This is a genomic window from Pelosinus propionicus DSM 13327 (genome assembly GCF_900114615.1).
GTDB lineage: Bacteria > Bacillota > Negativicutes > DSM-13327 > DSM-13327 > Pelosinus > Pelosinus propionicus.
Genome location: NZ_FOTS01000002.1, coordinates 99,177 through 125,682 on the forward strand (window position 1 = coordinate 99,177; position 26,506 = coordinate 125,682).

The window sequence follows — 26,506 nt, forward strand, 5'->3', positions numbered from 1 at the left end:
GTTTGACCAGCCCCCAAACATTAAAAAGCTTTTAGAACCAGTGTTGCATTGTGCCCGCCAAAACCAAAAGAATTTGTCAAAGCATAGGATAGCACTGCTTTTCTTCCTTCATTTGGAACATAATCAAGATCACATCCCTGATCAGGCGTTTTGTAATTAATCGTTGGCGGTAAAAATCCCTCTTTCAGAGCAGATGCCGTAATAATGGCTTCAATGCCTCCCGCCGCTCCTAATAAGTGACCCGTCATGGATTTTGTTGAACTAACTGCAAGCTCATATGCATGCTTCCCAAAAACGGTTTTTATAGCACTGGTTTCATTTTTATCCCCTAATGGCGTTGATGTGCCATGGGCATTGATATAGCCAATATCCTGAGGCTGCACATTTGCATCTTCGATTGCCAGCTTCATACATTCAGCAGCTCCTTCGCCACCTTCAGCAGGAGCAGTAATATGGTATGCATCATTGGTGCAGCTATAGCCTACAATCTCTGCAATAATTGCTGCACCTCGCTCTAAAGCATGATTTAATTCTTCAACTATTAAGATGCCTGCACCTTCACCCAGTACAAATCCGTCGCGATCTAAATCAAAAGGTCTAGAAGCAGAGGCAGCATCCTGATTTGTAGTCATTGCTTTCATGGCACAAAAGCCAGCCATTGCTAGTCTTGTAATGGATGCTTCCGTACCACCGGCAATCATCACATCAGCAGCGTTTCTTTGAATGATTTTATAAGCGTCACCAATAGCATTGGTAGAAGAGGCACAGGCTGAAACGGTACATTCAGCAAATCCCTTAAGACCGTAGCGAATCGCAACCAGTCCAGCAGCCATATTAGGCAGCATCATCGGCACCAAAAAAGGACTAATTCTGCTAGTTCCTTTTTCTAGAAGCAAATTGTGCTGGCTTTCAATGGTTTCGATACCACCAATCCCCGTTCCAATCATGACACCAATACGCTTTTTGTTTTCATTAGCAAAATCAATCTTTGCGTCTTCAACTGCCATTTGCGTAGCAGCTATAGCATATTGGGTAAACCGGTCCATCCGTTTCAATTCTTTCTTTTCCAGAAACGGAGTGGGGTCAAAATCTCTTATCTCAGCTCCTACCTGGGTAGGCAAATCAGATACATCAATTCTCTCAATTCTGCTAATACCGGATTTCCCTTCTTTAATGGACTGCCAGAAAGCATCTGCACCGCATCCTAAAGAAGTTACCGCTCCCATCCCTGTAATTACTACACGTCTATTCATTGTATATCCTCCTATACTCACTTTATACGTTTTTCACGTCACAAAATAACATCAGATATTCTTGTATTATACCTTACTAACTGTAGCATACTCATTTTAAAATAATGAACAATTCTTGCTACTATCCATAGACATGATCATGCAGGATTCTAAGTATAAATTCGAGAAGATAGGGAATCGATTCACTAATAACAAAGCTAAAATAGGAGAATATATACATGGCTACAATTAATGATTTTATGGAATTGGATATTCGCGTGGGGGAAATTATACAAGTAAAGACATTTATAAAAGGCAAGGATCGTGCTTCCCCTTCCGATACGAAAATCTCCTTTATCATAAATGATCTGAAATATTTGGACTATATAGTCCAAATATTTTTCTTTGTCATACTTTTGTCACACTTCCATGTTATTCTAAGTACATCAACTGATCGGCACAGCATCGGTTGATTTTAGAAATCATAATACCTCCCTTGCCCAATAATCCGATGCAAAGCCGATCATTTACATATATCAAATTAATTTTAGTCTTCTTAGTTAAGAAAGACATTACTTACGAATTTTTAGGGGGATTACTCATGAAAAAGAAAATATTTGCTCTTATGGCAGGTACTATGCTGGCTAGCAGCATTGGGTATGCTGCACCACTTACGGAGCTTGCTCCAGGAGAAACTGCAGTTGGATACAATCATTATAATCTGGATCAAAACGGACGCAGCATAGACGATGATAGTTTCTATATAGAAAATGCTCTTTCAGATAAATTTACTGCTGGCATTGAAAGAAATGGTTATTCATCCTACTATGGCGGCTCCCATACTACCGATATTTATGTCCATTACAAATTAGACAATAATGTACGCTTAATTGCCGGTGACAGAAATTATAGTGGAGAATCAGATAAATTCTTCTACGGTGTCGGCGTGAGTGCCGATTTAGCTCCTAGATTAGATGGATATGCCTCTGTAACAACAAACAATGTAGAAACTGAATGGCAAACAGGTTTGAACTATAAAATGGATGGTAAAACTTCTCTTAATCTTGGTTATAAATCTGACAAGCACGATAATTCTTCAACACGAGATGGTGTAGGCTTTGGTATTAACCACAAATTTTAAAACAGTATCCGATCAGACTGACAACACTCCTGTTGCCAGTCTAATCTTTTTATTTCGCCAAAACTACTTCTAAAAAAGCTTTCATATACTGCGGTAAATCAGGAGGGCGACGACTGGAAACCAAATTACCATCTACCACCGCAGCTTCATCCAGCCAAATTCCGCCTGCGTTCTCCATATCATCCCGAATACCAGGAGTACTTGTAACCTTTTTCCCTTTTAGAATGTTCGCCGAAATGAGTACCCATCCCGCGTGGCAAATTTGTCCGATTGGCTTTTGACTCTTGTCAAAAGCTTTTACTAATTGCAGTACTTCGCCAAATCGCCGTAATTTATCAGGAGCCCAACCTCCCGGCACCAATAAGGCATCATAATCATCTGCATGCACTTGTGTAAAACTATAATCCGATTCGATGGGAACGCCATATTTTCCTATATATTTTTCTTTTGCTTTTTCACCAACAATATCCACTTGTATTCCCGCTTCCCGTAAACGCAAGACGGGATACCACAATTCTAAATCTTCAAAATCATGATCTACGAGTTGAAGGGCTTTTAAAACTTTTTTCGTCATAGCTAGTCCCCCTTTTTTTCTTTTACACCATAGTTTCTGGAATTTCATGATAATTCCTGCTTTCTTTCTGTGTTTTGTTGAATAACAATTCTTCTACTCTGCATAGCTCTGCTCAATCTTGACGATAATAAGAAAAAGCATTATACTTAGTTTATCAAAGGGGAGTAATTAATATAGGTGCTGTCAACATAATGGTGTAACAACCTGGTAGTACCCGCTATTTGCGTAATGAGACTTTTGGTGCTTTTTAAGAGCACCAGGAGTCTTTTTTTATTTTCCCTTATACATAAAATTGGAGGTAGTAATATGCTTAGTCTTTATGTAACATTATTAGTAGCTATTATCGTAATCTATTACAGCTGTGAATTGTTTGTCAACGCCATCGAATGGGTTGGCAGAAAGTTTAACGTTGCACAATGTGCCGTTGGAACAATTTTGGCAGCCTTTGGAACGGCATTGCCGGAAAGTGTGGTCACCTTGATGGCAGTAGCCTTCAATTCCAGTGCTGAGCAAAAAGATATCGGGATTGGAGCTGCTTTGGGCGGTCCTCTTGTACTTGGAACCATCTCTTATGCTGTGGTGGGACTCTGTATTATCTTTTTCCGCAAAAAACGGGATTTAGGAGTCGAGATTGATATCGACAGCAAAAAATTGAGCCGCGATCAGCTATGGTTTGTATCCATTTTTATTTTTAAAGTATTAATGGGTTTGTTCATCTTTAGTCTCAAACCCTTGGCAGGCATTTTATTTTTAGCCGCCTACGCATTGTATTTCTATAAGGAGATGGGAGCAGAATGTGTAATCTCAGAAGAGGTTATGGAGCCTTTAACCTTCCAGCCCCAAAAGAAAAATCCAACTGTATTTTGGGTATTATCCCAGACATTCATTTCATTAATGCTTATTTTTATTAGCTCTCATCTTTTTGTTAAGAATTTAGAAGCTCTTAGTATCTCTTGGAACATGTCCCCATTGATTGTTTCGCTATTGATCAGTCCTATTGCTACGGAATTGCCTGAAATATTAAATGCGGTAATATGGGTAAGGCAAGGGAAGGAGACTCTTGCTTTAGGTAACATTAGTGGTGCAATGATGATACAGGCGACCATTCCAACTGCCTTAGGCTTATTTTTTACTCCTTGGTTATTCGATTTTCACCTTATCTGGGCGGGCTGTATGACGCTGCTCTCTATTTTTTACTTATTACTAACATTAAAACAGGACAAACTATCCCCCCGGCGGCTAGTTTATGCAGGCGGTTTTTATCTCCTATTTTCCTGTATTTTCTTTATAAAATAAGGTATGATATTTATAATTCATCAACGCTTATCAAGATTACATAGAATTTTAAGTAAATAGCTTTATATTCTAAGTAGAATTAAGACTTTTGATACAACTTCTTCCTATCCTATTAAAATAAATAAAAAGGGGTAATGGCAATTGCAAACTAAAACAATTCATGATTCCGCAGTGGATATATCCATGGTTATGCTTCCGCATCAAGCAAATGTTGCTGGAAATGTCCATGGGGGAGAAATAATGAAATTGATGGATAACGCAGCTTATGTAGTTGCTCACAGGCATGCCCGTTCCAATGTTGTAACAGCACGAGTCGATGAACTAACCTTCCATCAACCCATATACGTAGGAAACTTAGTAAATTGCCATGCATATTTAACTTTTGTCGGAAAATCTTCCATGGAAGTTTCCGTAATCGTTGAGGTGGAGGATCTCTTTAAAGATTCTCCGCGCAAATGTGCATTAACGGCACTTTTTACCATGGTAGCTTTAAATGCCGGAGGTCATACCTGTGCAGTTCCTCCTCTTGAACTTACCACAGATGCACAGCGAGCCAGATTCGAAGAAGGCGAGCAGCGCTATAAAGTAAATCGCGCCAAAGCAAAGACATGTCCTATACCAGAAAGATTATAACTGAAAGAGTACATAACAATCCGATTAAACTAACGTTTTAAATCTAGTATATAACGAAGAGGATAGCCGATTTTAATTAAAATCGCCTATCCTCTTTAACATCTAACCACTATATAAACTGTACTACTTTTAGAATTGAGTACCAAAGCTGAAATGGCACTTTCCGCCTTCTTTCCCATACCCATAATCAACACGAATTGGTCCTATAGGCGTGTTTACGCGTATCCCTGCTCCGATACTATACTTCAAATCATTTAAGTTATAACTGCCACTCCAGGCATTACCAGCATCGGCAAAAACAACACCTTGCAGCTTGTTTGCTATTGGATAGCGATATTCGGCCGTAGCAGTAAACATTTTATCGCCCTTGAATTCATTATCTTCATAACCACGCAGCGTATCGATACCACCTACAGAAAATTTGCTGGCATCTGGCAGATCTCCCGAACTAGTACCAGCTGTTACCTGTAATGCTAAAACTTGCTGACCACCAACTTTAAAATACTTACGTGCATCAAGGATATATTTGTTGAAATCAAATTCACCGCCAAGAGCTTTTCCCGCAAACTCACTGGTTAAGGAAATACGATGTCCTTCTGTTGGGCTAAAAACATTATCACGAGTATCATATACCCTTGCCAAGGTTACGCTATGTACCTCACCAAAATTCTTTTGGATATAGTCCGCGTAATTAGAATCGTAGCCATCCTCTCCGTACGCAGCTGAATAGTCTACAGTTCCCGACTCATGCTCAAGATAAATATCTTTTCGTTTGGTAAGAGTAATGTAATTTTTTACATACTCACCCTCAGGCCGTCCTAATGTAATGTTAAAGCCTCGGGATCTGCGATAATAGGTAGAGCGAAGTTTTGTATTGTCGCCATTCAGACCATAGTCACTCACTTCATTGACTGAATTAAATAAATCTACACTTAATGACGTTTCTTTCTTATCGATATAAGGATTCGTAAAATTGAGATTCCAGCCTGTACCGGCAATACTGGAGTAGCCATGTTGAAAGTTTACATTTACTTTATTGCCAGATCCGTTAAAATTACTATCACCCACTCCAATCGCCGCTGTCACACCATCGCTTTCACTATAGCCTCCGCCAATCGTAAAGGTTCCGGTTTTCTGTTCCTTAACATCTACCTGCGCGACTACTGCATTAGGCTCTCGGCCAGGATTTAATTTCATATTTACATCTTCAAAGAATCCAAGATTGTTCAGTCGTTGTAAGCTCCGCTTTGCATCTTTTGCATTAAAAGGCTCTTGTTCTTTCAATTTTATTTCACGAGTAATGACGTGTGTTTTGGTTTTCTCATTGCCTTTCACAACAATGCCTTCCACTATACCTTCATTGATGAAAATGGTAAATATTCCTTCTTGATCCATCGTAATATTACTTACCTTAGCTAATATATACCCTTGATCATGATAATACTGTTCAATGGCTTGCACTTTTTCATCGATAATTTTATTGTCGCTAAGATTGCCGATCATTCCCTTGGAAAGATTTTGCAAGGTTTCACTTGAAACTGCTTTATTTCCTACAAAATTAATATTTTTTACCATCATCTTCTCAGTAACAACATATACCACTTTAATGCCTTCTGGTACTTCAACAAAATTAGCTTGTACATCATAAAAGCTGCCAAGATCATAAATGGTTTTTAGATCCTGTTGAATAACTTCGGCATTGAATGTATCCCCTGGTTTTAGTTTTACTATAGAAAGATCGTGCAAGGTTTTGTTATCACTAATACTTACATCAACAATTTGCTTACCAGTAAAATCCGCAGCATAAGCCAAAGCACCAGGCAAACCTGTCATAATGGATATTGCTGCTATTACTACATACCGACTATACCATCTTTTTTTCATTTCTTTCTCCTCAATTACATTTAGACAAGCCGTCAACACTTTACCACCGTCTATCCCTTGGCCCCGGTCCATGCCGCCAAGGACTATAAGGAGGCTCCCATCCCCACCAAAACCCTCCATCAACAATTATAATTTGATTATCTTTATTTTCTTTTTTTCCATCCTGCTGAAGAGTAAATTTAGATTTGCCAGGATGCCATCCCTCGCTTCCAATATATATATTCTCAGGGTCAACCGTTTCTCCATCCATGAATAATTCAAATGTAATATCCGTTCCACCCTTAACATATAAATCAATTCCTGCTTCTCCTGACAAATTGGTGAGGTTAAAATCTATTTTGTCCCGATCGTTATTCATATCCGAAGAATCATCAGTTCCTGACATTTTTGCAAAGATATCACCAAATTTACCATTTGTACGAATGCTTCCAGAAAATTTGTGTTTTGTTCCTGCTGCACTAGTTCGCAAGTGAAAGCCATCTCTATCTTGCCATAAAAAATACCCGACGCTGTTACTTGGTTGAAACTCGCTCGGTTTACCTTCAATCTTTGGTGAATACGATGCAAAAGCATAACTATTGATACTGAATAGAACGATCAATATAAGGATGAATCCACCTTTTTTATTCATATCAGATCCCACCTTCTGTTTTTCACAAAAACATGTTCACTATACTAGTTCTTACTGCCGTACTGCAACGAATTGTCTACATTTTCTTCCTCCTATTCTTTTCCTACAGTAAAAGCTTACCAAGTAATAACTTTCCTTATTTTTCATATTATAAAAGAAATTTGTTACTGTTTTGTTACAATCTATCGACAATTATATATTGATTCTATTGGAATATTCTTTTTTATTTCGATTGTCACGTCAAAAAGGATGTACTAAATCGTACATCCTTTTTGTGTCTTTATTCTATTCAATATTTGTAATCTGTTCTTTCTTCACAATTAAGATTGATTCTTAAGCCAATCTAAAATAAACTCACTCAATTCTTTTTTCCATATCGCCGAACAGTAGCAATGATCTGCCCCTTTTATAATCTTCAACTCACTATGACCTTCGGTTCTCTGCTCTAATCTTTTTTGATATTGATATGCATTTTCTAAGGGTGTCTCCATATCTTCACTTCCATGGATCACTAATACATTTCCATGAAATTTATTAATTTCGGCTAGAGGTCTTTGTTCGGCTAATGACATAAATAACGTTTTTCCCAATTCAAAACCTTCAAAATTAACACTGCCTTTTTCTAAGCTTTCCAGGTAACGATGTTGTCCTATAATCTTCACAATATCGTCAAACGGATTTGCCACAGGTGATAATAAAATAAGTTGATGAACTTTTCTACTTGATGCTGCTACACTAGTAGCAATTGCTCCGCCTAAACTATGGCCGATTAATGTAATGCTGCTAAACTCAATCTCAGAGTGCTTTTCCAATGAGTCAATGGCTCTAGCAGCTTCCTCGATTTGTTGGGTAGTCGTAATATCCTGATACTCTCCTGAACTTTCTCCACAGCCACTAAAATCAAATCGCAAAACTGCATAACCAGCTTGGCAAAGGTTACGGGCCAGTGTTACGAAGAGTCTATGCTGTCCAACTTTACTGCTGACAAAGCCATGGCAAATGACTATGGCAGGTATTTTTTCATTTTTATTACAATCAGGTATATGCAGCACACCGCTTAATTGCTGAGAATCTGTATGAATACTAATTTGTTTTTCCATAGACAATCTCTTCTCCTTACAAAATCATCCCCTCTAAATTATCTAGTGCCTCATCTGCATTAAAAACGCTGCACTTTAGCAGTCTGCTTCCGTCCTGCAGTTCGGAAAAATCCTCACAAAATTATCTATAGTTTTAACACAGATGAGGTACTAGCGGGTCTTTTTTATAATAATTAATTTTGTACAATAAATAGTATACCTTGTTTTTCCCATTAAGGAAAAGGGCTAAGATCATATTTTTGCAATATGTCTTAGCCTTTGGTATTCCAATCAGCAATTCGTCATCTCTATATTTGGTATTCAATTTCTAGCGATTTGGTCGCAGTCAAATATCGAATTTGTCTAAATTTCATAAAATCAAGCCATTGATTGGCAAAAGCTGCCGTCCTGCTGCTCTCCGCCTGTTGCAGTTTTTCAAGATCTGCCGCAAACTTGTTAAAATCCTCTTCTGAATGAATTTTTACAAAGGCACCTTGTGAATCAATAAAAGGACTCTGTTCATAGGTTAAATGCTTCAGTAAGATGATATCCTGCAATTTCGATTTTCTTATGATCGCCGTAAGACCTGTTTTTATATCTACTACATTGAACTCTGCTGGATATTCATAGGTTACACCCGTGGAAGGGATAACATCCCCTATGTTAAAAGAATGAGGTACTCCTTCAATCTTTTTAATCCCGCCCTCCGTAACTACATAGTAATATTCATCAAAGCACTTAACTATAATTTCATCATCCTGCTTTACGAATTTGCTGACCGATTGTCTTTCTTGTGCTAAACCAGTAACAATTCCGCCGCCACAGACATCGTAACCATCCACAATGACAAATCTTCCTGTATTTTGATTATTTCTAAATTCATCAAAGCAGACTTCCCTTTTGGTCTTGATCGTTACCTCCGCAACATCATTGGTCTTTGCCTGGCTGGCATTTTCCAAATTTTCTAACGTAGTCGCATCAATTACTTTATTTATTGCATAAATTTCACACTCTACTTCTTGTGTGGCTAATTTGAGCTTGTATTCCTTATTTTTTACTAAATCATTTTTTCCCATCCAGAAAAGAGAAACTTTAAAGGTATCAGAAGTAATTGGGGCATCATAGGTATGAGAGATAAATTCACCCCGCTGGTTAAAAAACTCATCCTCTACGGTAATCCCCACAGACATTCCCGCAGAGATCTGATCTACTTTATCTTTTTCCACCCAATACTCTATACTTTTCACTTTCGTTACCTTATTACTCGGAGAGATTAAAATTTCATCTCCTGTTCGTAAGGTACCCGCTTCAATTCTTCCTGCAATAATTCTCCGGCTATCAAACTTATATACATCTTGTATGGGGAAACGCAAAGGTTTACCTTCCAGTCCCTTATCCTTTTCAAATAAATCAATGGCTTCTAAAACTGGCTCTCCCTTATACCATGGCATTTTATCCGATGAAGCGGTTATATTTTCTCCATGAAAAGCAGAAACGGGTATATATTTTAATGGATAGACATGGAGACTCGTTAAAAACTCATTCATTTCCTGCTTAATCGCATTAAACTTTTCTTCGGAATACTGTATTAAATCCATCTTATTCACTAATACATAGGCTTTTTGAATCCCTAACAGTGATAAGATATAACCATGCCGTTTGGATTGTTCCTGAATGCCTTCGTTCGCATCAATAATTAAGAGTGCAGCTTCGGCACTGGCAGCTCCAGATATCATATTTTTCAAGAATTCTTTATGACCAGGCGCATCAATGATCACATAGTCTCGTTTATCCGTACGAAATTGAAGCTGTGTCGTATCAATTGTAATCCCCTGTTTTTGTTCCTCTTCAAAAGCGTCCAATAAATATGCATACTCAAAAGGCTTTCCTTTTTCTTTTGCAATTCTCTTGACCCGATCAATAGCACCTTCTGGAAGGGATTTTGTATCATATAGTAAACGACCAATTACTGTGGATTTCCCATGGTCTACATGTCCGACAACAACAATATTTAACACTTCTCTAGCAATATCCATTGACTTTCCTCCTACACAATTCTTTCATTACTCCACAGGCTGCGTCTTACATGTATCCATCTTTACGGAGTTTTTGCATGGCATATGAATCTTCTTGATCTTGGGCCCTGCCTGCTCTTTCACCCACTTTCGTATTTTTCAATTCTTCAATAATCTGAGCAACGGTAACTGCATTGGAATCAATTTGCCCTGTACATGGAGCACATCCCAAGCTTCTGTATCGTTTGCCATTTTTAGCGAAATATAAATCTACTAATTCGATTTTTTCCCTTTCAATGTAAGCCCAAATGTCCATTTCATTCCAATGAAGAATGGGATGTACCCTAATATGGTTTCCTTTAGGAAAATCGGTCTTAAATTGATCCCATAATTCGGGTGCCTGATTTGTATAGTCCCATTCCGAATCTTTGTTTCGTTCACTAAAGACTCGCTCTTTGGAGCGTGATCCTTCTTCGTCCCGGCGAATCCCTAAAATTAGACCTTCAAATTCATACTTGGTAACAACCTGCTGCAGACCATCTGTTTTCAGTGCCTTACAACAGACTAATCGGCCTTTGTCCGGCCCCATGCCTGCATCTAAAGCCTCTTGATTGGTATGAACAATCAATTCAATATTATATTCTTTCGCCATTCGATCACGAAAGGCGATCATTTCAGGTATCTTATGAGTCGTATCCACATGAATAAAAGGAAACGGACAATGACCAAAGAACGCCTTTTTCGCCAGCCACAGCATTACCGTTGAATCCTTGCCGATTGACCATAACATTCCCAGCTTACCAAATTTCTTATAGGCTTCCCGCAATATAAAAATACTCTGCGCCTCGAGTCTATCTAAATGATCCATACTTTTCCTCCTAATAGGCATTAGCCTGTCTCTTATCGATGGTGAGTATTTGCCTACTGCCATCTGGTGCAACGATGATCCAATGTAAAAGTTGACCTTCTTGCTTTGTGTACAGAAAACTCCCCTTACCGCCCATATCCGCTCCCAGATAATACTGGATTGCATTAAAGTTGCATTCCTTTACACAGGAAGTACAGCCCCAACATTCTTTAGGATATTTGATCTGGGTCTTTCCTGCAGAATCTTCTGCTAGCAAACTGCCAGGGCAAACCTCCCGACATTTTCCACAGCCGGTGCATTTATGAATATCAATCTTTATGCTCATAGATGTCATCCTTCTTTACTAAGTCTCGCAGTATGATTTTGACTTCGCCCTCAGAAAAACGTGAATTTACATATTTCAGCCAATTGGCATCATCTCGTTCAGGATAATCAGCATTTTCTTGAAAGGTATGCCATCGCGTCTCTTTTCTTGCGCTTAAATGCTGAATTAATGTATCACAAACATACAATCGGTCAATCACTTCGTAAATCAGCATTAGTTCGTGTAAATCATGGGCTTTAAGTTTATAACTAAGTTCTAATAAGTCTTTAATCTGTCTTTTTGCCACTTGCAGTTTACTAAGGTTAAACACATAGCTGGACGAAATGCCACCTGCATATTCATCCATTACTTTCTGCATAGCCTCTTCGATTTCTTCTACAGTATAAAGACCTTGTTTATTCCTAAAAAAATCATTAACAGTTCTTGCCTTTATTTCAACAGCCTGTGGATCGGGCGATGTGATTACTTTACCTTGTATATACGCTACAGCAGCAACCGCTGCAATTTCACCTTCTGCAAAGCATCCTGTTACATATTTTTGAGGACTGCCTCCAGCCACATCACCAGCAGCATAAAGTCCCTGAATCGTTGTAGCTCTATTCGTATCTATCCAATAGCCACTTGCCGTATGACCACCAACAATATAAGGTTCCGTTCCTTCAATTTCAACATTTTCATTAGCAGGTCCATTGCCATTTTCCAGCCAAGACAAGGTTTGGGCTGGAGCCATGTTTAAATAGGCTTTATATAGGTCCAGCTCTTGTTCTTGGCTGATCCCTATGGTTTTTAAATAACAAGGACCATTGCCTTTTTGATTTTCCATTACGGTAGAGTACATCCGAATCGAAGTCTTTGGAATACCATATTTCTTCTCGTATTCTTCTCCCTTACTATTCGTCTGCTGCGCTCCAATACCTTGAGCAATGGTTCCAGTAGGGGCAATGGTATCTTTACAACGAAGCGCAATAAACCGCATTTCAAACGTTGTCATTTCAGCGCCTGCCCGAATACCCATGGCATATCCAGCCCCTGTATTAAAGGGAGAGTACCACATCTTGTGCTTTGAAAAACCAGGATTGTTGGGTTTATAAAGCCCTGCAGCCCCTCCCGTAGTACAGACAACAGCTTTTGCCGAAATTACGTATAAAACAGCGGTATCAAGAGAAAATCCATATGCCCCTATGATTTTTCCATCTTGCAGGATATAATCAATGATATTCATACGATTGATCACTGTAACATTAGAAAGCTTACTCACTGCATCCGCCAAAATGGGTTTTATATTTTCACCATTTATTTTGATATTGCGATTGCCGCGAGAAACATACTCCCCAGCATCATCTTTCAAAATAACAAGACCTAAATCTTCAACTTTTTGGGTCACTTGATTCAGCTTCTGAGCAATCGTATAAACAAGATCTTCTCTTACCACGCCTTCTGCATCGTTTTTGGCATAAGCAAGATAGTTCTCAGGAGTCTGCCCCTTTACAATGTAGGCATTTAATGCATTAACCCCTGCTGCTAAGCAGCCGCTGCGTTTTATATTTGCTTTTTCTGCGATCATTACTTTCGCATCTGAATTCTCAGCTATGGTGATTGCAGCAAAACAGCCTGCTGTTCCGCCCCCAACGATTAGAATATCAGTCTCAAGATTCTTGGTTTTCAAATTCATAGCTATGCCACCTACTTTCTCTTGACAGTACTTGCTTTTACACAGTTCTTCTTATTCCTAGACTTTATCTAAGCCCCATTTTTGTCTAATATTAATTTCCATTTTGCCAAAGATCAGCTTATCTACCGCTACTCCCAGAATAACAATCACAATCATAATCGCCATAACCTGACTAATATCAGCTAAATCCCGCCCGACCATAAGAACCTGCCCTAGACCTTTTGTCGCAGAAATCATTTCTCCTGCCATTAAAGCTCTCCAGGCAAAAGACCAGCCTTGCTTTAGACCTGAAATAATACTAGGAAGACTCGCTGGAATAATTACATTCCAATAAAGACTAAAACCCTTGGCTCCCATGGTTCTTGCAGCCCTCACAAACAAAGGATTTATATTCTTCATACCTGATTCAATGGCGATGGATACCGCAAAGGTTGACCCAATAGTGATAACAAAGATAATAGCGCTTTCATTTAACCCATACCAAAGGATCGAAAAAGGCAGCCAGCAAATACTCGGCAAAGTTTGTAATCCTAGTATTAAGGGACTTACATTTTCATCTAAATATTTAAACCGAACAATCGCCAGACCAACAAAAATCCCTATGATAATGGATAACATATAGCCTAGAAAAATTCGTTTTGCACTTGCCAATACGGCAATACTCATCGTTCCATCTATGATTAAGCTCCATAAGGTGGTAAAGACAGCGATGGGAGAAGGAAATATATACGGCTTCCATAGCCTGAGCCAATCTACTCCAATCTTATATGCCAGTTCCCATATCGCTATCAGAATCAGGTAAAACAAGATCTTTTTTACTAGTCCAATTAGTGTCGAATTCAGCTTTGGCAACCTTCTCCACCTCCTCTTTTAATTCTTTCATAATATCTGCTGCAAGATAAGCTAAATCAATATTGTCTGGCTGCCTTGGACGAGCAAGCTGAATATGGAACTCTTTTTTTATCGCTCCTGGATTGGCTGACATGACAATCACCCGATCGGCTAAGAGAACCGCCTCTTCCACATTATGAGTAACAAAGATAATGTTTTTTTTGGTTTCTAGCCAAATCTGCTGCAGTTCTAGCTGTAGGATATTCTTCGTCTGACTATCCAGTGCTGCAAAGGGTTCATCCATCAGCAGAATTTCTGAATCAAGGGTTAGTGCTCTAGCCAAGGCTACCCGCTGTCTCATACCGCCTGATAATTCGTGTATATAACAGTTTTGAAAGCGAGTAAGATGCACCATCTTTAAGTACTTCATAGCTTTTTCTCTTCTTTCATCCTTGGGAATGCCAGCTAGTTTCATGCCAAATTCAACATTATCAATTACTTTTAACCAAGGAAATAGGGCCGGTTCCTGAAACATAACGACTCGATCAGGGCCGGCTCCTTTGACTTCTTTCCCATTGCAAACCACTCTGCCTGAAGTCTCCTTTTCTAATCCAGCGATAATATTGAGCAAAGTTGACTTTCCACATCCGGAGGGACCGAGAATACAAACAAATTCTCCTTTATGAAACTCAACATTAATGTTACTAAGAGTATTTATTGTATCATTTTTAGTAATAAAGCTTTTACTGATATTTTCTACTACTACACTCATCAATAACACCTCAGTCCCCTATTTCTTGTAGTCCTTTTTCTTTTAAAACTTTATTTAAAAGTTTAAGATTAAACAAATCTTTTAAATCCGGTGCCGTCTTGATAAAACCTGCGTCTACCGACAATTTTACAAAATCAATCACGGACTCTTTTTCTGGATCATTTGTAACGGTCAATCTTGTAAAGGAAGCATCTAAAATCTCTTTCGCCAGCGGTTTACCAGTTAATTCTTTGATTTGGTTATTGATTGTGTCCTTAGCCTTATCGGGATTTTTATTAATGTAATCAGTCAATTCCACGTGAGTCCTCAGAAATTTTTCTACTAGATCCGGATGTTCTTTGATGAATTTTGAACTTGCTACTACAACGGCTGTAGTATAATTTCCATCTCTCCAAACTTGTTTATGATCTAGCAGGATATTCGCCTTTACTTCACTTACAAGGCGAGCACCCCATGGTTCCGGAACAAGAGCAGCATCAATTTCGCCTTTATCTAACAACGTTTTAATATCAGGATTATCAGCTTGTCGTACTTCTACAGTACCGCCTTTTGTAGTATCTTTTAGACCATTTTCTTGTAAAATATGCCGTAAAGATAAGTCCTGGGTATTGCCAAACTGAGGAATTGCAACCCTTTTACCGCTAAGTTCTCCTACGTTCTTTAACACTAAATCTTTTCTTGTTACTAAAATAGCTCCTGCATCAGTTGCTCCAGCAATAATTTGCAGATCACCTTTTGATTTTGTATAACCATTAATAGCAGGGCCTGGTCCAATATAGCCGATATCAACTTCTCCTGCAAATAAGGCCTCAATTTCAGCTGGACCTGCATTGAAAGTTTTCCATTCGATAGGATTTGCATCCCCCAACGCTTTTTGAAACTGACCATCAGCCTTACCAACAAGAGCCTGAGAATGAGTAATATTGGGGAAATGAGCAATTCTAACTTTTGTACCTTTGTTTTCTGCAGTATTCGTAGTACTAGAACATCCACTCAAACCCCCTGCAACTGCAAGAACTAACGCCATAACCACACCAAACTTTACTAACTTCATAGTGACCCTCCTTAAATTCTTATGCTGTATTATAAAATAAAAAAGACTAAGAATGCCTCTGCTAGAGAGGGACATTCTTAGCCTTTGGTTTTCCAATCGGCTGTTCATTTAATTTTTTCTAAGTATATCATTGGGATTTCTTCGTGTCAATAAGATTATTTTATTTTCTTTGGAGCTGCTTCTTCATAAAGAGGAAATTCCTGACAAAGCAAATGTACTTCAGCTTTTGCACGTTCATGTACTTCTTTGCTTTCAGGATTTTCAAGTACCGCTGCTATGGTATTTCCTATTTTGTTCATAGCTGTTTCTTCCATGCCCCGTGTGGTTACCGCTGCCGTACCAATCCGAATTCCGCTCGTTATAAAGGGACTTGTTGTCTCAAAAGGAATGGTGTTTTTATTCACCGTAATACCGACTTCATCCAGTAATCTTTCGGCTGCCTTTCCCGTAAGCTTCTGCTTCCTAACATCGACAAGCATCAAATGATTGTCCGTTCCGCCAGATACCAGATCAAACCCTGTATTCTTTAGAGTCATCGCTAATGCCTTTGCATTACTGACCACTTGCTTTTGGTAGTCACAAAATTCCGGAAGCATTGCCTCTTTCAATGCAACTGCTTTTGCGGCAATGACATGCATGAGCGGACCACCTTGAATCCCAGGGAACACTGCTTTGTCTATTGCTTTTGCATATTCTTCTTTGCAGAGAATAATACCGCCCCGAGGTCCTCTCAAGGTTTTGTGAGTCGTGGTAGTCACAATATCAGCATGAGGAATCGGACTGGGATGAATTCCGGCTGCTACCAGCCCTGCAATATGTGCCATATCTACAAACAGCATTGCGCCAGCTTCTCTTGCGATTTCACCAAACCGTTTAAAATCAATCACTCGGGAATATGCACTTGCTCCAGCCACAAGCATTTTCGGCCTGTGAGTCAGAGCCAACTCCCGTACTTCATCATAATCAATCAGATGACTGTCAGGATTAACTCCGTAGGAAACCACATGAAAGTACTTACCGGAAATACTGACAGGACTCCCGTGAGTCAAATGTCCTCCATGGGATAAGTTCATTCCCATAATGGTATCGCCAGGTTTCAAAAAAGCAAAATATACTGCGGTATTTGCTGTCGCCCCGGAATGAGGCTGGACATTGGCATGCTGCGCCCCAAATATTTTCTTTGCCCTTTCAATCGCCAGTCTTTCAACAATGTCTACATATTCACACCCACCGTAGTAGCGATGATCTGGATATCCTTCCGCATACTTATTGGTTAACACCGTTCCCATCGCTTCCATGACCATTGGGGTTACAAAATTTTCAGAAGCAATTAGCTCCAATTTATTCTGCTGCCTGTTTTTCTCAAGCTCGATCGCTTCAGCAAGTTCAGGGTCAAATTCTTTCAATTTGATCATTTCTTTCCCTCCACCTTCTATATGTACTGGCTTTTCTTTAGTAGAATCATCCAGTTATGCTTTTCTTTTCACTTGGTGCACAATCGCGCCGTTAATTCCATGGGCACATTCCATAATGGTTTCAGACAAACTGGGATGCGGATGGATAGTGTGTGCAATAGCCTTCACTGGCAGTTTGTTTTGAATTGCCAGTACCCCTTCCATAATTAAGTCACTGGCATGGGCACCTAGAATATGCATTCCCAAAACCTCATCCGTTATCGTATCGGCAATGATTTTTACCATGCCGTCGGTTTCCCCCATTGATACTGCTTTACTATTCGCAGCGAAATTAAACTTGCTGACTTTGAACTCTTTCTCCTGGGCTAGTGCTTCCTGTTCAGTCAGTCCCACCATAGCGACTTCAGGTGTCGTATATATACACCCTGGAACTGCTTTGTAATCTACCTCTACATTTTGTCCGCAGGCGTTTTCTGCAGCAATCATCCCCGCAGCCGAGGCAGCATGTGCCCACATGAATTCGCCTGTGACATCCCCAATTGCATAAACGCCCTCAACGTTTGTCTCCATTTTTGCGTTGACCTTAATACCTTTTGAAGTGTACTCAATTCCGACCTCATCTAAGCCTAATCCAGAAACCATCGGTATTCTTCCGATTGACGCCAGCACCTTTTCTGTTTCGATTTGCTGCGTAGTGGTTCCATTAGAAATCTCTACAATGGCTCCCCTATTTCCGGGTTTAATTCCAGTGACACGGGTATTGGTCAACATGTTAATTCCCTGCTTGCGCAAAAGCAGCGCCATACGTTTTACGATTTCATTATCGATATTCGGCAATATGTTCGGCAGCATTTCAATCACCGTAACGTTGCAGCCAAATGACTGAAAAATTGCTGCAAATTCAATCCCAACTGCTCCGGCACCAATAACAACCATATTTCCAGGCACCTGGTTCATTGCCAATAATTGATCACTATTGATAACCGCTGGCAATTCGCTTCCCGGTACTGGCAAACCCATTGGCACAGAACCAGTTGCCAATATGATTTTCCGAGCAGCATACTGCTCAGTCCCTGAATTCGTGTTCAAGCTTATTTGATTACGGGCTGTAAGACTTGCCCTTCCGATTTTATAATCAATGCCATTACTTTTTATTAATTGTCCAATACCTTTTTGCATCTGCTCTACTACCTGACTCTTGCGCTTGTTCACCAAATTAAAATCGAAGCCAATATTGTCAGCCATAAGACCAAATTCATTGCATTGTTGTAGATCATGCCATTTTTCGGCGCTTTTCAATAGCGTCTTGGTAGGAATACAGCCCTGGTTTAAGCAGACACCGCCTAGTTGATCTTTCTCTATCAAAAGAACCTTAGCGCCTAACTGGGCAGCCCGAATGGCCGCTACATATCCGCCGGGGCCTCCGCCAATAACGGCTACATCGTAACTCATGCCTTTCCTCCTCTCTCCTTAACGCAGTAAATTCCATTGCGATTGACTATATTTGGATTCTATGAGCATATTGCTGGTTTCTACTTCTTTTTGGGTCAGGCATCCTCTTTGGGTATCAACACCGATCTTCGGACCAAATTCAGCCATTACAGCATCACGTGTCTCCTCCCATGTTGTATGGCACCCTCGAATTTGATCAATCGATGTCACGCCGCTAGACAGCATGCCAATCATGAATTGTCGTCTCTGGGAGGAAGAAACCTTCAGTACAGCGGCAAGTTTTTCAGCAGAGAACTGTAACAAAATGGATCCATGCTGAAGTATAACGCCATCTTTACGAACCTGGGCACTGCCAACCAGCTTGCGCCCCTCAACAGTAATTTCATAATGAGATGGAGCATCAAAACATGCGGCAGATGAGTGCTGATCTTTTTCTCTTACCTTACCATCTGCCTTACGCGGCATACTCATCTGCGCTTTGATGCCCATCTTTTCCAAACCGGCAAGAATTCCATTACTAAAATACCGATATGATGCCGATATGGTTTGAGGTATGAGAGGATCATCCTCTTTGACGACAATACTGTAGGTCAATTCCGTTTCGTGCAGTACTGCCCGGCCTCCCGTCAATCTTCTCACTACATCGATGCCCAATGTAGCGCATTGTTCCAGATCAATCTCGGATTTTGCTTTTTGAAAATATCCCAAACTTACTGCGGCTGGCTTCCAGCCGTAAAACCGGAGAGTAGGAGGAACATCTCCCGCGCTATGAGCCAACAGAATTGCTTCATCGATTGCCATATTCAAGGCAGCATCATTTATGCCAGTGTCAAGAACACGCCAGATCATAAGATACACCGCCTATACCGCTCTCCGTTATCGCTTGCTCAACTTCCTTTCTAGTGAGCGGCCGGGGATAATTATACATAATTCCGCCAGGCCGTTCATTATAGTAAGGTCGATTGCAGTCAGCGCAGCCCGTGGTTTCAAAAGCCTTTCCATCGGCCAGCATCTTAGCTAAATCTGAAACGTTGCAGCTGCTAATTTTTCCGTTGGCAAAGCGGATTGCACTGCGGCAATAGCCCTTACGCATAAGATAATGAGCAATTTGCACCCGCCGGTAGTGAGAGATGGAAGGGGGTCTCTTGTCAGCCATAGCCGTACCTGGTATCGGCGTAAAAGCAAATAACCCTACAGTGATTCCGAGTTCAATACAATCAGCGATAAAATTCACCGCTTCTTCTTCCGTCTCACCAAGTCCGATGATCAGGTGCGTCGTTAGAGCTCCCGGAAAAGTACTGGCACACTCTTGTAACAGATGGAGTTTTTCTTCCCAGTCCTGCCCTTTAACAAGTTGATAGATCTCCGAAGTGGCAGCATCCATTGCAATACAAATTCTTTCAGCTCCTGCTGCAATCATTTCGGCGGCCTGCCCGGTATCCGCAATATGATTTGACACGCAGATAGGCTTAGGACCATCCTCACTTAATTTTCGCACTGCTTCTAACGTAGCATCCCAGCTATTTTCGCTGTTAACAACCTGGAGGCAGACTCTTTTTAGATCTCCTTTCGAATAGGCTGAGGAAATACCTGATGTAATTTCATTCGCATCAAAGGCAGGCCATGTTACTCTGGATAAAAGATCTCCTCTTGCACTGCTGCTCTGAGACTGGGAACAAAAGCTGCAGTTGTTGCGACATTTTCCCCCCAGCATAATATAGGCGGTATTGGGAAGCGCTTCACTTTTGATTCGCTTTTTACCAATTACACTGGCTGTTCCCGCAGATAACTTCCATAAGGTCATAATACACAGCACTCCTCTCGCCGCTCTATCGTCAATCCGAGATTTTGAGCCAACCGTACCGCTCCTGAAACCGGATTTACAATACCGTTGATCCCTAAGCGAACTGCCCATAAGTCTAATTCCTGACGATAAGCACCTCCTGGCCGCATGCATCCAAGATGAATCGGCAGCGCGGGAAGCTCTCTTCTCGCGCTGGTCAGTATGTTTACTACATTTTCGATAGAAGGGGGCTTGCAATCGGCAAAACGTGTACCTTTCGTTGGAGTAAATACAATAAAAGTAATCCCGTCTACGCCAAGTGCTTTCAGGTGCCTGATCGCTTCGTATTCACCTCTAATCTCGCCGCCATGAAGTCCAATGCATATATGAGGGATCACAGAACAACTTTCACTAAGCTTCTGATAGCATGCGACATAATCGGAAACGGTACGATCCATTCCTAATACTTCTTTTATCGTCGCATCATCCCCGATAAAATCAAAAGAAACTTTGTCCGCTACCTTAGCTATTTCTTGGATATCTTCCTCGTCAACCAGACCAACATGTACGTTATACTTCATCCTTTGTTTCATTGCCGCAATTCGGGCAATATGCTCAGCGATGGGAACCTTGCCTTCGGCTGTACACCCGCCGCTGATTAAAAGGCTGCGTGCTGAAAGTCCATTCCCCTCCGGGATATCTTTAAGTGCCTTCATCCCCTTTAAATAGTGACCTCCGCAATGCGCGCAGTTTAGCTCGCATTTGCCTCCTGTAACACTTACAGCTTTGGTTTCATTGGGATATGAAAATTTGATATTTGACTGAAAATTTTTCTGCCTGATCCGCCACCCCTCTTGGGCCAGCAAATCTAAGGTTTCCATCTTACTACCGGTTTCCGTGCCGCCGCAGTTTCATCAAGCCTTCCCACAACGGTATCGTGAGGAGCATCAAGAATTTGCGTTACGTCCGTTCTCGCTTCTTTCGCTATTTCCCGCATAGCCTTAATAAAACCATCCAGCGTTTCTTTGCTTTCTGTCTCGGTAGGTTCAATCATGATCGCTTCCTCTACGATAAGCGGAAAGTAAATGGTTGGCGGGTGATACCCATAATCCAACAGCCGTTTTGCAATATCCAGCGTCTTTACGCCAAACTGCTTTTGGTTTTTAGAGGTGATTATGCATTCATGCATGCTATACCGTTCAAAGGGTGCATCGTAATCTTCTCTTAATTGACTCAAACAATAATTTGCATTTAGAACGGCGTCTTCACTTGCCTGCCGAAGTCCATCTGGTCCCATTGTCCGGATATAAGCATAGGCCCGAACAATCACTCCGAAATTGCCGTAAAAAGAATGCATTCTTCCAATGGAGAGCGGCCTATTATATTCCAAATCGTATTTCTTCCCATCGTAGGTTATGATGGGAACAGGTAAAAATGGAATTAACTCTTGTTTTACACCGACAGGTCCGGAGCCAGGTCCGCCGCCGCCGTGAGGCGTGGAAAACGTCTTATGGAGGTTAATATGCACTACATCAAATCCCATATCCCCTGGACGCACAATCCCCATTACCGCATTCGTATTAGCACCGTCGTAATATAACAGTCCTCCGGCAGCATGAACGATTTGGGCAATTTCTTTGATATTTTTTTCGAACAATCCTAATGTACTCGGGTTCGTAAGCATAAAAGCTGCAGTATCTAAACCCACAGCAGCCTTTAGCGCATCCAGGTTAATTGAGCCGTCATCATTGGACTTAATTTCAACGATTTCCAGTCCGCAAACCGTTGCGGTGGCCGGATTTGTACCATGAGCAGAGTCAGGAACAATCACCTTAGTTCTTACTTCCCCCCGGGAGCGATGATACTGCCTGATGAGTTTTAATCCTGTCAACTCACCATGGGCACCCGCCACAGGCTGCATTGTAACCGCATCCATTCCGGCAATTTCTGCTAAATACTGTTCCATTTGATATAGAAGTTCTAACGCGCCTTGGGTTGACTCAACATCCTGCAAAGGATGAATATCTGCAAAGCCCGGATACCGGCAAACATCTTCATTCACTTTAGGATTATACTTCATCGTACATGAACCAAGGGGATAAAATCCTGAGTCAACGCCAAAGTTTCGCTTCGAGAGAGCGGTATAATGCCTTATTAAATCAGGTTGGCTTACTTCCGGAAGTTCCGCGTATTTGGATCTCAAAAGATTAGCTGGTACAAGTGTTTCCATCTCATAGGCGGGAACGTCACTTTTGGGCAGGTCTAAGGCAAAGCGACCAGGTTTGCTGATTTCAAATAGAGTCGATTGTTTTGTTTTCATAACACTTCCCCCATTTCACGAACCAACCCGTCTATCTCTTCTTTGGTACGTTTTTCAGTCACACAGACGAGCATGCAGTTTTCAAGTTCAGGATAGTATTTACTAAGATCCAGTCCTCCTAAGATTCCTTTAGCCAGCAATTTTCTATTAATTTGGGAAACTGGTTTATTCAGCCTAACAGCGAATTCTTTAAAAAAAGCTCCCGAGAATACTGGTTCACAGCCTTTTAAACTTGTCAGTAAACGATATGCATAATGCGATTTTTGAATGCACTGTTCCGCAGTCTCCTGTAAGCCCACTTTGCCCAGCGTGCTCATGTAAACGGCAGACGTCAAAGCACAAAGGGCTTCGTTAGAGCAAATATTAGAGGTAGCTTTTTCACGCCGAATATGTTGTTCACGAGCTTGAAGCGTCAATACAAATCCACGATTCCCTTTGTTGTCTACTGTCTGACCGACAATTCTGCCAGGCATTTTTCTCATAAGCTTTTCCGTTGTTGCAAAGAAACCGAGATATGGACCGCCAAAAGATATTGGAATGCCCAAGCCTTGACCTTCCCCAACTACGATATCTGCACCTAGCGCACCGGGAGATTCCAGAAGCCCCATAGAAATAGGGTCAACAACAGCAATCAGATATGCTCCCTTAGCGTGGGCCATTTCTGCGATGCTTTTCAAATCCTCAATGCAGCCAAAAAAATTAGAAAATTGCACGACAACAGCCGCTGTCGAATCATCTATCAGCTGGGGTATCTTGTTTAAATCAGTCAAACCATCGCTATATGGCGCCAGTTTAAGCTCGATCTTTTTATCCTTGGCATAGGTCAGAAATGTCTCCCGATAATGGGGATGGACAGTTTCGGCCATTACAATTGCCGTTTTCTTAGAACTGGCACACGCCATCATAGCGGCTTCAGCAACGGCGGTACCTCCGTCATACATGGAGGCATTAGCCACTTCCATGCCTGTAATCTCGCAGATCATTGACTGGTATTCCCATAACGCCTGCAAGTAGCCCTGGGAAATCTCTGGCTGATATTGCGTGTAGGCAGTGTAAAATTCAGAGCGTCCAATGATATGATGAACTACACTGGGAATATAATGGTCATAAGCTCCTGCACCTAGGAAGCAGGTTAACTCTTGAAGATTGGTATTCGCTTTTGCCAGTGCTTTGAGATGTTTAACTAAGCCCTGTTCAGGCAGTGCTGGCGGCAAATTTAATGTCCTGGTCATTCGCAAATCAGCTGGTACATCTTCAAATAATTTTTCCGCTGAATCGACACCAATGGCATCCAGCATCTCACGTCTATCAGCTTTTGTATGAGGAAGATAACTCCAAGCCATTTCTAATGTCCTCCCTCCGCCGCCAACTGAGCATATGCGTCGCTATCTAAAAGATCATCCAATTCACTGCTGTCGGACATTTCAATAACAACGATCCAACCTTCACCATAAGGTTCCTGATTGATCAGGTCGGGCGAGTCTGTAAGAGCTTGATTCACTTTCACGATTTTTCCGGAGATCGGTGCATAAATATCCGATACTGCCTTTACTGACTCAATAACAGAAAAACCATCTCCCACTTTCACTGTACCTGACTCATCTGGCAATTCTACAAAAACCACATCACCTAACTGCGATTGAGCAAAATCAGTTACCCCAATGATAGCAACTTTCCCTTCTACCTTGACCCATTCGTGATCCTTGGAGTACTTTAATTCTTTTGGAATATTCATGATTACTTCCCCTCTCTTTTATAAAATGGTTTGGAAATGACTTGGGCGGATACCTTTTTCCCGCGAATTTCAATATCTATTTTTTGTCCAACCTTTGCGTATTCAGCTTGAATTATGCCCAATCCAAGGTTCTTATCAAGGGATGGAGCATAAGTTCCTGTCGTTACCACTCCAACATAGCTGCCCTCTACCAAAATCGGATATTCAGCCCGTGCTACTCCACGATCAACCATTTCAAAACCAACTATTCTGCGTTTTGGTCCATTGGTTTTCTGTTCCTGCAGCGTTCCTTGTCCGTTAAATTCCTCTTTATCAAGCTTTACAAACATTCCGAGTCCAGCCTCAATGGGCGAAATATCTGCCGAAAGTTCGTGCCCATATAAAGGAAAACAAACTTCAAATCTCAATGTGTCACGACAACCTAAACCAGCAGGAAGCAATCCAAGGGGGCTCCCGACTTCCATGATTGTATCCCATAAATATGTAACATCTTCTGGACTGCAGTAAATTTCAAATCCATCTTCTCCCGTATATCCAGTTCGAGATAATAGTACTTTTTTGCCAGCAACATCGATTTCAGGCATAAACCAGTAGTATTTTAGTTTTGAAAGTGGTGCATCAGTCAAATTCGATAAAATCACTTCTGCTAAAGGTCCTTGCAGTGCAATCTGAGCCGTTTCATTTGAGATATTGGTAAGCTTAACGTCAAATTCCTCAGCATTCTCCTGCATCCAATTCCAATCTTTTTCAATGTTTGCTGCATTGATAACCAAAAGATAATGATCCGCATCCTTTTTGTAAACTAATAGATCGTCTACCGTTCCTCCGTGCTTATAGCACATTGGCGTATAGAGTATTTGATTTCTTTCAAGCTTGGAGACATCATTGGTAACTAACGTTTGGAGAAAGATAAGTGCATCTGGCCCATTGACTACTACTTCCCCCATATGGGATACGTCAAATAATCCTGCTTTCGTTCTGACGGCATTATGTTCATCCTTGATTCCTGTATACTGAACTGGGAGAGACCAACCGCCAAACTCTACAATTCTGCCACCATACCGTAAATGAGTCTCATAAAGCGGTGTCTGTTTTACTGTCATGAAAATCACTCCAATCTTTCGTTAATACATAAAAAAGGACAGAGAACAAGAGTGAAAACTCACTCTTGTTCTCTGTCCTTTTACCTGAGAGATTCGCCCGCAGCGGGGCTCCCCATCGGCGACACTTTCAATTACGAAGTGTACTCTCCAGAGTTCGGTCCAGTTACGGTTTTTTTACCTGAGAGTTTGAACAAAGCTTTGCTCCTTCGGTGACGCTAGTTAAGCGTTCTCTCCCGCAACCATCATTCCGTATGTAGTTAATTCCAGGCTAAAAAAATAAGACGGAAACCAACGTAGTTGGCCTCTGTCTTATTTACCTCCAGAGAATCCCGAATATCCCGGTTACTCTTTGGGTGCCGCATAGCGATCTTTCCAGAGTTCCATTAGAATACGGTCCTTTTGCCTGAGAGTTTATTGCCTTTGCTCCTTCGGCGCCTGAAAACAGATCTCTCCCGCATCCCTCACATGGAATATTATTAAGTTTACGAATAATTCGAATATTCCTTACTATGTTTTTCAGTATATCGGATTGCTTTTAATCTGTCAATATTGTATTTAACTTATGAGAATATCACTATGAGTATAAGGTGCATTTGAATAAAATTATTAATGAGCATCGCAAGCATTCTCAGGTGCTATTAAACGTGATGCTGCCATGTCCGCGGAATTTGGCACTTCATATTTTATAGAT

25 protein-coding genes and 3 riboswitches are annotated in these 26,506 nt (G+C 40.9%); of the genes, 4 read left to right on the forward strand and 21 right to left on the reverse strand.

Annotation, left to right across the window (positions count from 1 at the left end):
• Positions 1-20 precede the first annotated feature (20 nt).
• Positions 21-1,253, reverse strand: a complete 1,233-nt coding sequence (gene fabF / locus BMZ99_RS01495; RefSeq protein WP_090932252.1) for a beta-ketoacyl-ACP synthase II — start codon at positions 1,251-1,253, stop codon at positions 21-23.
• A gap of 218 nt (positions 1,254-1,471) precedes the next feature.
• Here fabF and BMZ99_RS26865 point away from each other — a divergent pair, with 218 nt between their 5' ends.
• Entirely contained in the window at positions 1,472-1,705 is a 234-nt protein-coding gene (locus tag BMZ99_RS26865; protein WP_090932253.1) for a hypothetical protein, read from the forward strand.
• 128 nt (positions 1,706-1,833) lie between these two features.
• Positions 1,834-2,373, forward strand: coding sequence for a hypothetical protein (locus tag BMZ99_RS01505; protein ID WP_090932255.1), 540 nt, complete (start codon positions 1,834-1,836; stop codon positions 2,371-2,373).
• Positions 2,374-2,422: 49 nt separating this feature from the next.
• On the opposite strand, the gene BMZ99_RS01510 is transcribed toward BMZ99_RS01505, so the two are convergent.
• Positions 2,423-2,947 (reverse strand): type 1 glutamine amidotransferase domain-containing protein, encoded by a 525-nt coding sequence (locus tag BMZ99_RS01510; protein WP_090932257.1) that lies wholly within the window; start codon positions 2,945-2,947, stop codon positions 2,423-2,425.
• A 306-nt stretch (positions 2,948-3,253) separates the two neighbouring features.
• Here BMZ99_RS01510 and BMZ99_RS01515 point away from each other — a divergent pair, with 306 nt between their 5' ends.
• Together BMZ99_RS01515 and BMZ99_RS01520 are read left to right on the forward strand one after the other, a co-directional pair.
• Complete coding sequence (locus tag BMZ99_RS01515; RefSeq protein WP_090932259.1) at positions 3,254-4,243, forward strand: sodium:calcium antiporter; 990 nt, start codon at positions 3,254-3,256, stop codon at positions 4,241-4,243.
• A 183-nt stretch (positions 4,244-4,426) separates the two neighbouring features.
• Positions 4,427-4,876 carry an acyl-CoA thioesterase gene (locus tag BMZ99_RS01520; protein ID WP_090932382.1) on the forward strand — a complete coding sequence of 150 codons (450 nt, stop codon included), beginning with the start codon at positions 4,427-4,429 and terminating at the stop codon, positions 4,874-4,876.
• Positions 4,877-5,005: 129 nt separating this feature from the next.
• Here the strand turns inward: BMZ99_RS01520 and BMZ99_RS01525 are convergent, their stop codons facing one another.
• From BMZ99_RS01525 to gcvT, 19 genes are all read right to left on the reverse strand, one after another.
• Entirely contained in the window at positions 5,006-6,760 is a 1,755-nt protein-coding gene (locus BMZ99_RS01525; RefSeq protein ID WP_090932261.1) for a BamA/OMP85 family outer membrane protein, read from the reverse strand.
• Between the two features lie 40 nt (positions 6,761-6,800).
• On the reverse strand, positions 6,801-7,391 hold the full coding sequence (locus tag BMZ99_RS01530; protein ID WP_090932263.1) for a hypothetical protein: 591 nt from the start codon (positions 7,389-7,391) through the stop codon (positions 6,801-6,803).
• 320 nt (positions 7,392-7,711) lie between these two features.
• Positions 7,712-8,491, reverse strand: coding sequence for an alpha/beta hydrolase family protein (locus BMZ99_RS01535; RefSeq protein ID WP_090932265.1), 780 nt, complete (start codon positions 8,489-8,491; stop codon positions 7,712-7,714).
• Between the two features lie 287 nt (positions 8,492-8,778).
• Entirely contained in the window at positions 8,779-10,506 is a 1,728-nt protein-coding gene (locus BMZ99_RS01540) for a sulfate adenylyltransferase subunit 1 (protein ID WP_090932267.1), read from the reverse strand.
• A 46-nt stretch (positions 10,507-10,552) separates the two neighbouring features.
• Positions 10,553-11,353 (reverse strand): sulfate adenylyltransferase subunit CysD, encoded by an 801-nt coding sequence (gene cysD, locus BMZ99_RS01545; protein WP_007933471.1) that lies wholly within the window; start codon positions 11,351-11,353, stop codon positions 10,553-10,555.
• Positions 11,354-11,363: 10 nt separating this feature from the next.
• Complete coding sequence (locus BMZ99_RS01550) at positions 11,364-11,678, reverse strand: 4Fe-4S dicluster domain-containing protein (RefSeq protein ID WP_090932269.1); 315 nt, start codon at positions 11,676-11,678, stop codon at positions 11,364-11,366.
• Entirely contained in the window at positions 11,662-13,350 is a 1,689-nt protein-coding gene (locus BMZ99_RS01555; protein WP_090932271.1) for an adenylyl-sulfate reductase subunit alpha, read from the reverse strand. The genes BMZ99_RS01550 and BMZ99_RS01555 overlap by 17 nt, the downstream gene beginning before the upstream one ends.
• 57 nt (positions 13,351-13,407) lie before the next feature.
• Positions 13,408-14,202: an ABC transporter permease gene (locus tag BMZ99_RS01560; protein WP_245754763.1), complete on the reverse strand. Its 795-nt coding sequence runs from the start codon at positions 14,200-14,202 to the stop codon at positions 13,408-13,410.
• Positions 14,114-14,953, reverse strand: coding sequence for an ABC transporter ATP-binding protein (locus BMZ99_RS01565; protein ID WP_090932384.1), 840 nt, complete (start codon positions 14,951-14,953; stop codon positions 14,114-14,116). Before BMZ99_RS01565 ends, BMZ99_RS01560 begins: the two co-directional genes overlap by 89 nt.
• Before the next feature lie 10 nt (positions 14,954-14,963).
• Positions 14,964-16,007 carry an aliphatic sulfonate ABC transporter substrate-binding protein gene (locus BMZ99_RS01570; RefSeq protein WP_090932275.1) on the reverse strand — a complete coding sequence of 348 codons (1,044 nt, stop codon included), beginning with the start codon at positions 16,005-16,007 and terminating at the stop codon, positions 14,964-14,966.
• A gap of 155 nt (positions 16,008-16,162) precedes the next feature.
• Positions 16,163-17,422, reverse strand: coding sequence for a serine hydroxymethyltransferase (locus tag BMZ99_RS01575; protein ID WP_090932276.1), 1,260 nt, complete (start codon positions 17,420-17,422; stop codon positions 16,163-16,165).
• Between the two features lie 54 nt (positions 17,423-17,476).
• Positions 17,477-18,874 carry a dihydrolipoyl dehydrogenase gene (gene lpdA / locus BMZ99_RS01580; protein ID WP_090932278.1) on the reverse strand — a complete coding sequence of 466 codons (1,398 nt, stop codon included), beginning with the start codon at positions 18,872-18,874 and terminating at the stop codon, positions 17,477-17,479.
• 18 nt (positions 18,875-18,892) lie between these two features.
• Positions 18,893-19,723 (reverse strand): lipoate--protein ligase family protein, encoded by an 831-nt coding sequence (locus tag BMZ99_RS01585; RefSeq protein ID WP_090932280.1) that lies wholly within the window; start codon positions 19,721-19,723, stop codon positions 18,893-18,895.
• The gene (locus BMZ99_RS01590; RefSeq protein WP_090932282.1) at positions 19,704-20,678 is read right to left on the reverse strand and encodes a radical SAM protein; all 975 of its coding nucleotides are present in this window, start codon (positions 20,676-20,678) and stop codon (positions 19,704-19,706) included. Before BMZ99_RS01590 ends, BMZ99_RS01585 begins: the two co-directional genes overlap by 20 nt.
• The gene (locus BMZ99_RS01595; protein ID WP_090932284.1) at positions 20,675-21,538 is read right to left on the reverse strand and encodes a radical SAM protein; all 864 of its coding nucleotides are present in this window, start codon (positions 21,536-21,538) and stop codon (positions 20,675-20,677) included. The genes BMZ99_RS01590 and BMZ99_RS01595 overlap by 4 nt, the downstream gene beginning before the upstream one ends.
• Positions 21,526-22,977, reverse strand: coding sequence for an aminomethyl-transferring glycine dehydrogenase subunit GcvPB (gcvPB, locus tag BMZ99_RS01600; RefSeq protein WP_090932286.1), 1,452 nt, complete (start codon positions 22,975-22,977; stop codon positions 21,526-21,528). Before gcvPB ends, BMZ99_RS01595 begins: the two co-directional genes overlap by 13 nt.
• Positions 22,974-24,320: an aminomethyl-transferring glycine dehydrogenase subunit GcvPA gene (gene gcvPA / locus BMZ99_RS01605; RefSeq protein ID WP_090932288.1), complete on the reverse strand. Its 1,347-nt coding sequence runs from the start codon at positions 24,318-24,320 to the stop codon at positions 22,974-22,976. The genes gcvPB and gcvPA overlap by 4 nt, the downstream gene beginning before the upstream one ends.
• A gap of 2 nt (positions 24,321-24,322) precedes the next feature.
• Positions 24,323-24,712 (reverse strand): glycine cleavage system protein GcvH, encoded by a 390-nt coding sequence (gene gcvH / locus BMZ99_RS01610; RefSeq protein ID WP_090932290.1) that lies wholly within the window; start codon positions 24,710-24,712, stop codon positions 24,323-24,325.
• A 2-nt stretch (positions 24,713-24,714) separates the two neighbouring features.
• On the reverse strand, positions 24,715-25,815 hold the full coding sequence (gene gcvT, locus BMZ99_RS01615) for a glycine cleavage system aminomethyltransferase GcvT (protein WP_090932292.1): 1,101 nt from the start codon (positions 25,813-25,815) through the stop codon (positions 24,715-24,717).
• Positions 25,816-25,885: 70 nt separating this feature from the next.
• Positions 25,886-25,968: riboswitch (glycine riboswitch) on the reverse strand.
• A gap of 3 nt (positions 25,969-25,971) precedes the next feature.
• A riboswitch (glycine riboswitch) is annotated at positions 25,972-26,061 on the reverse strand.
• 135 nt (positions 26,062-26,196) lie between these two features.
• A riboswitch (glycine riboswitch) is annotated at positions 26,197-26,280 on the reverse strand.
• Between the last annotated feature and the right edge of the window lie 226 nt (positions 26,281-26,506).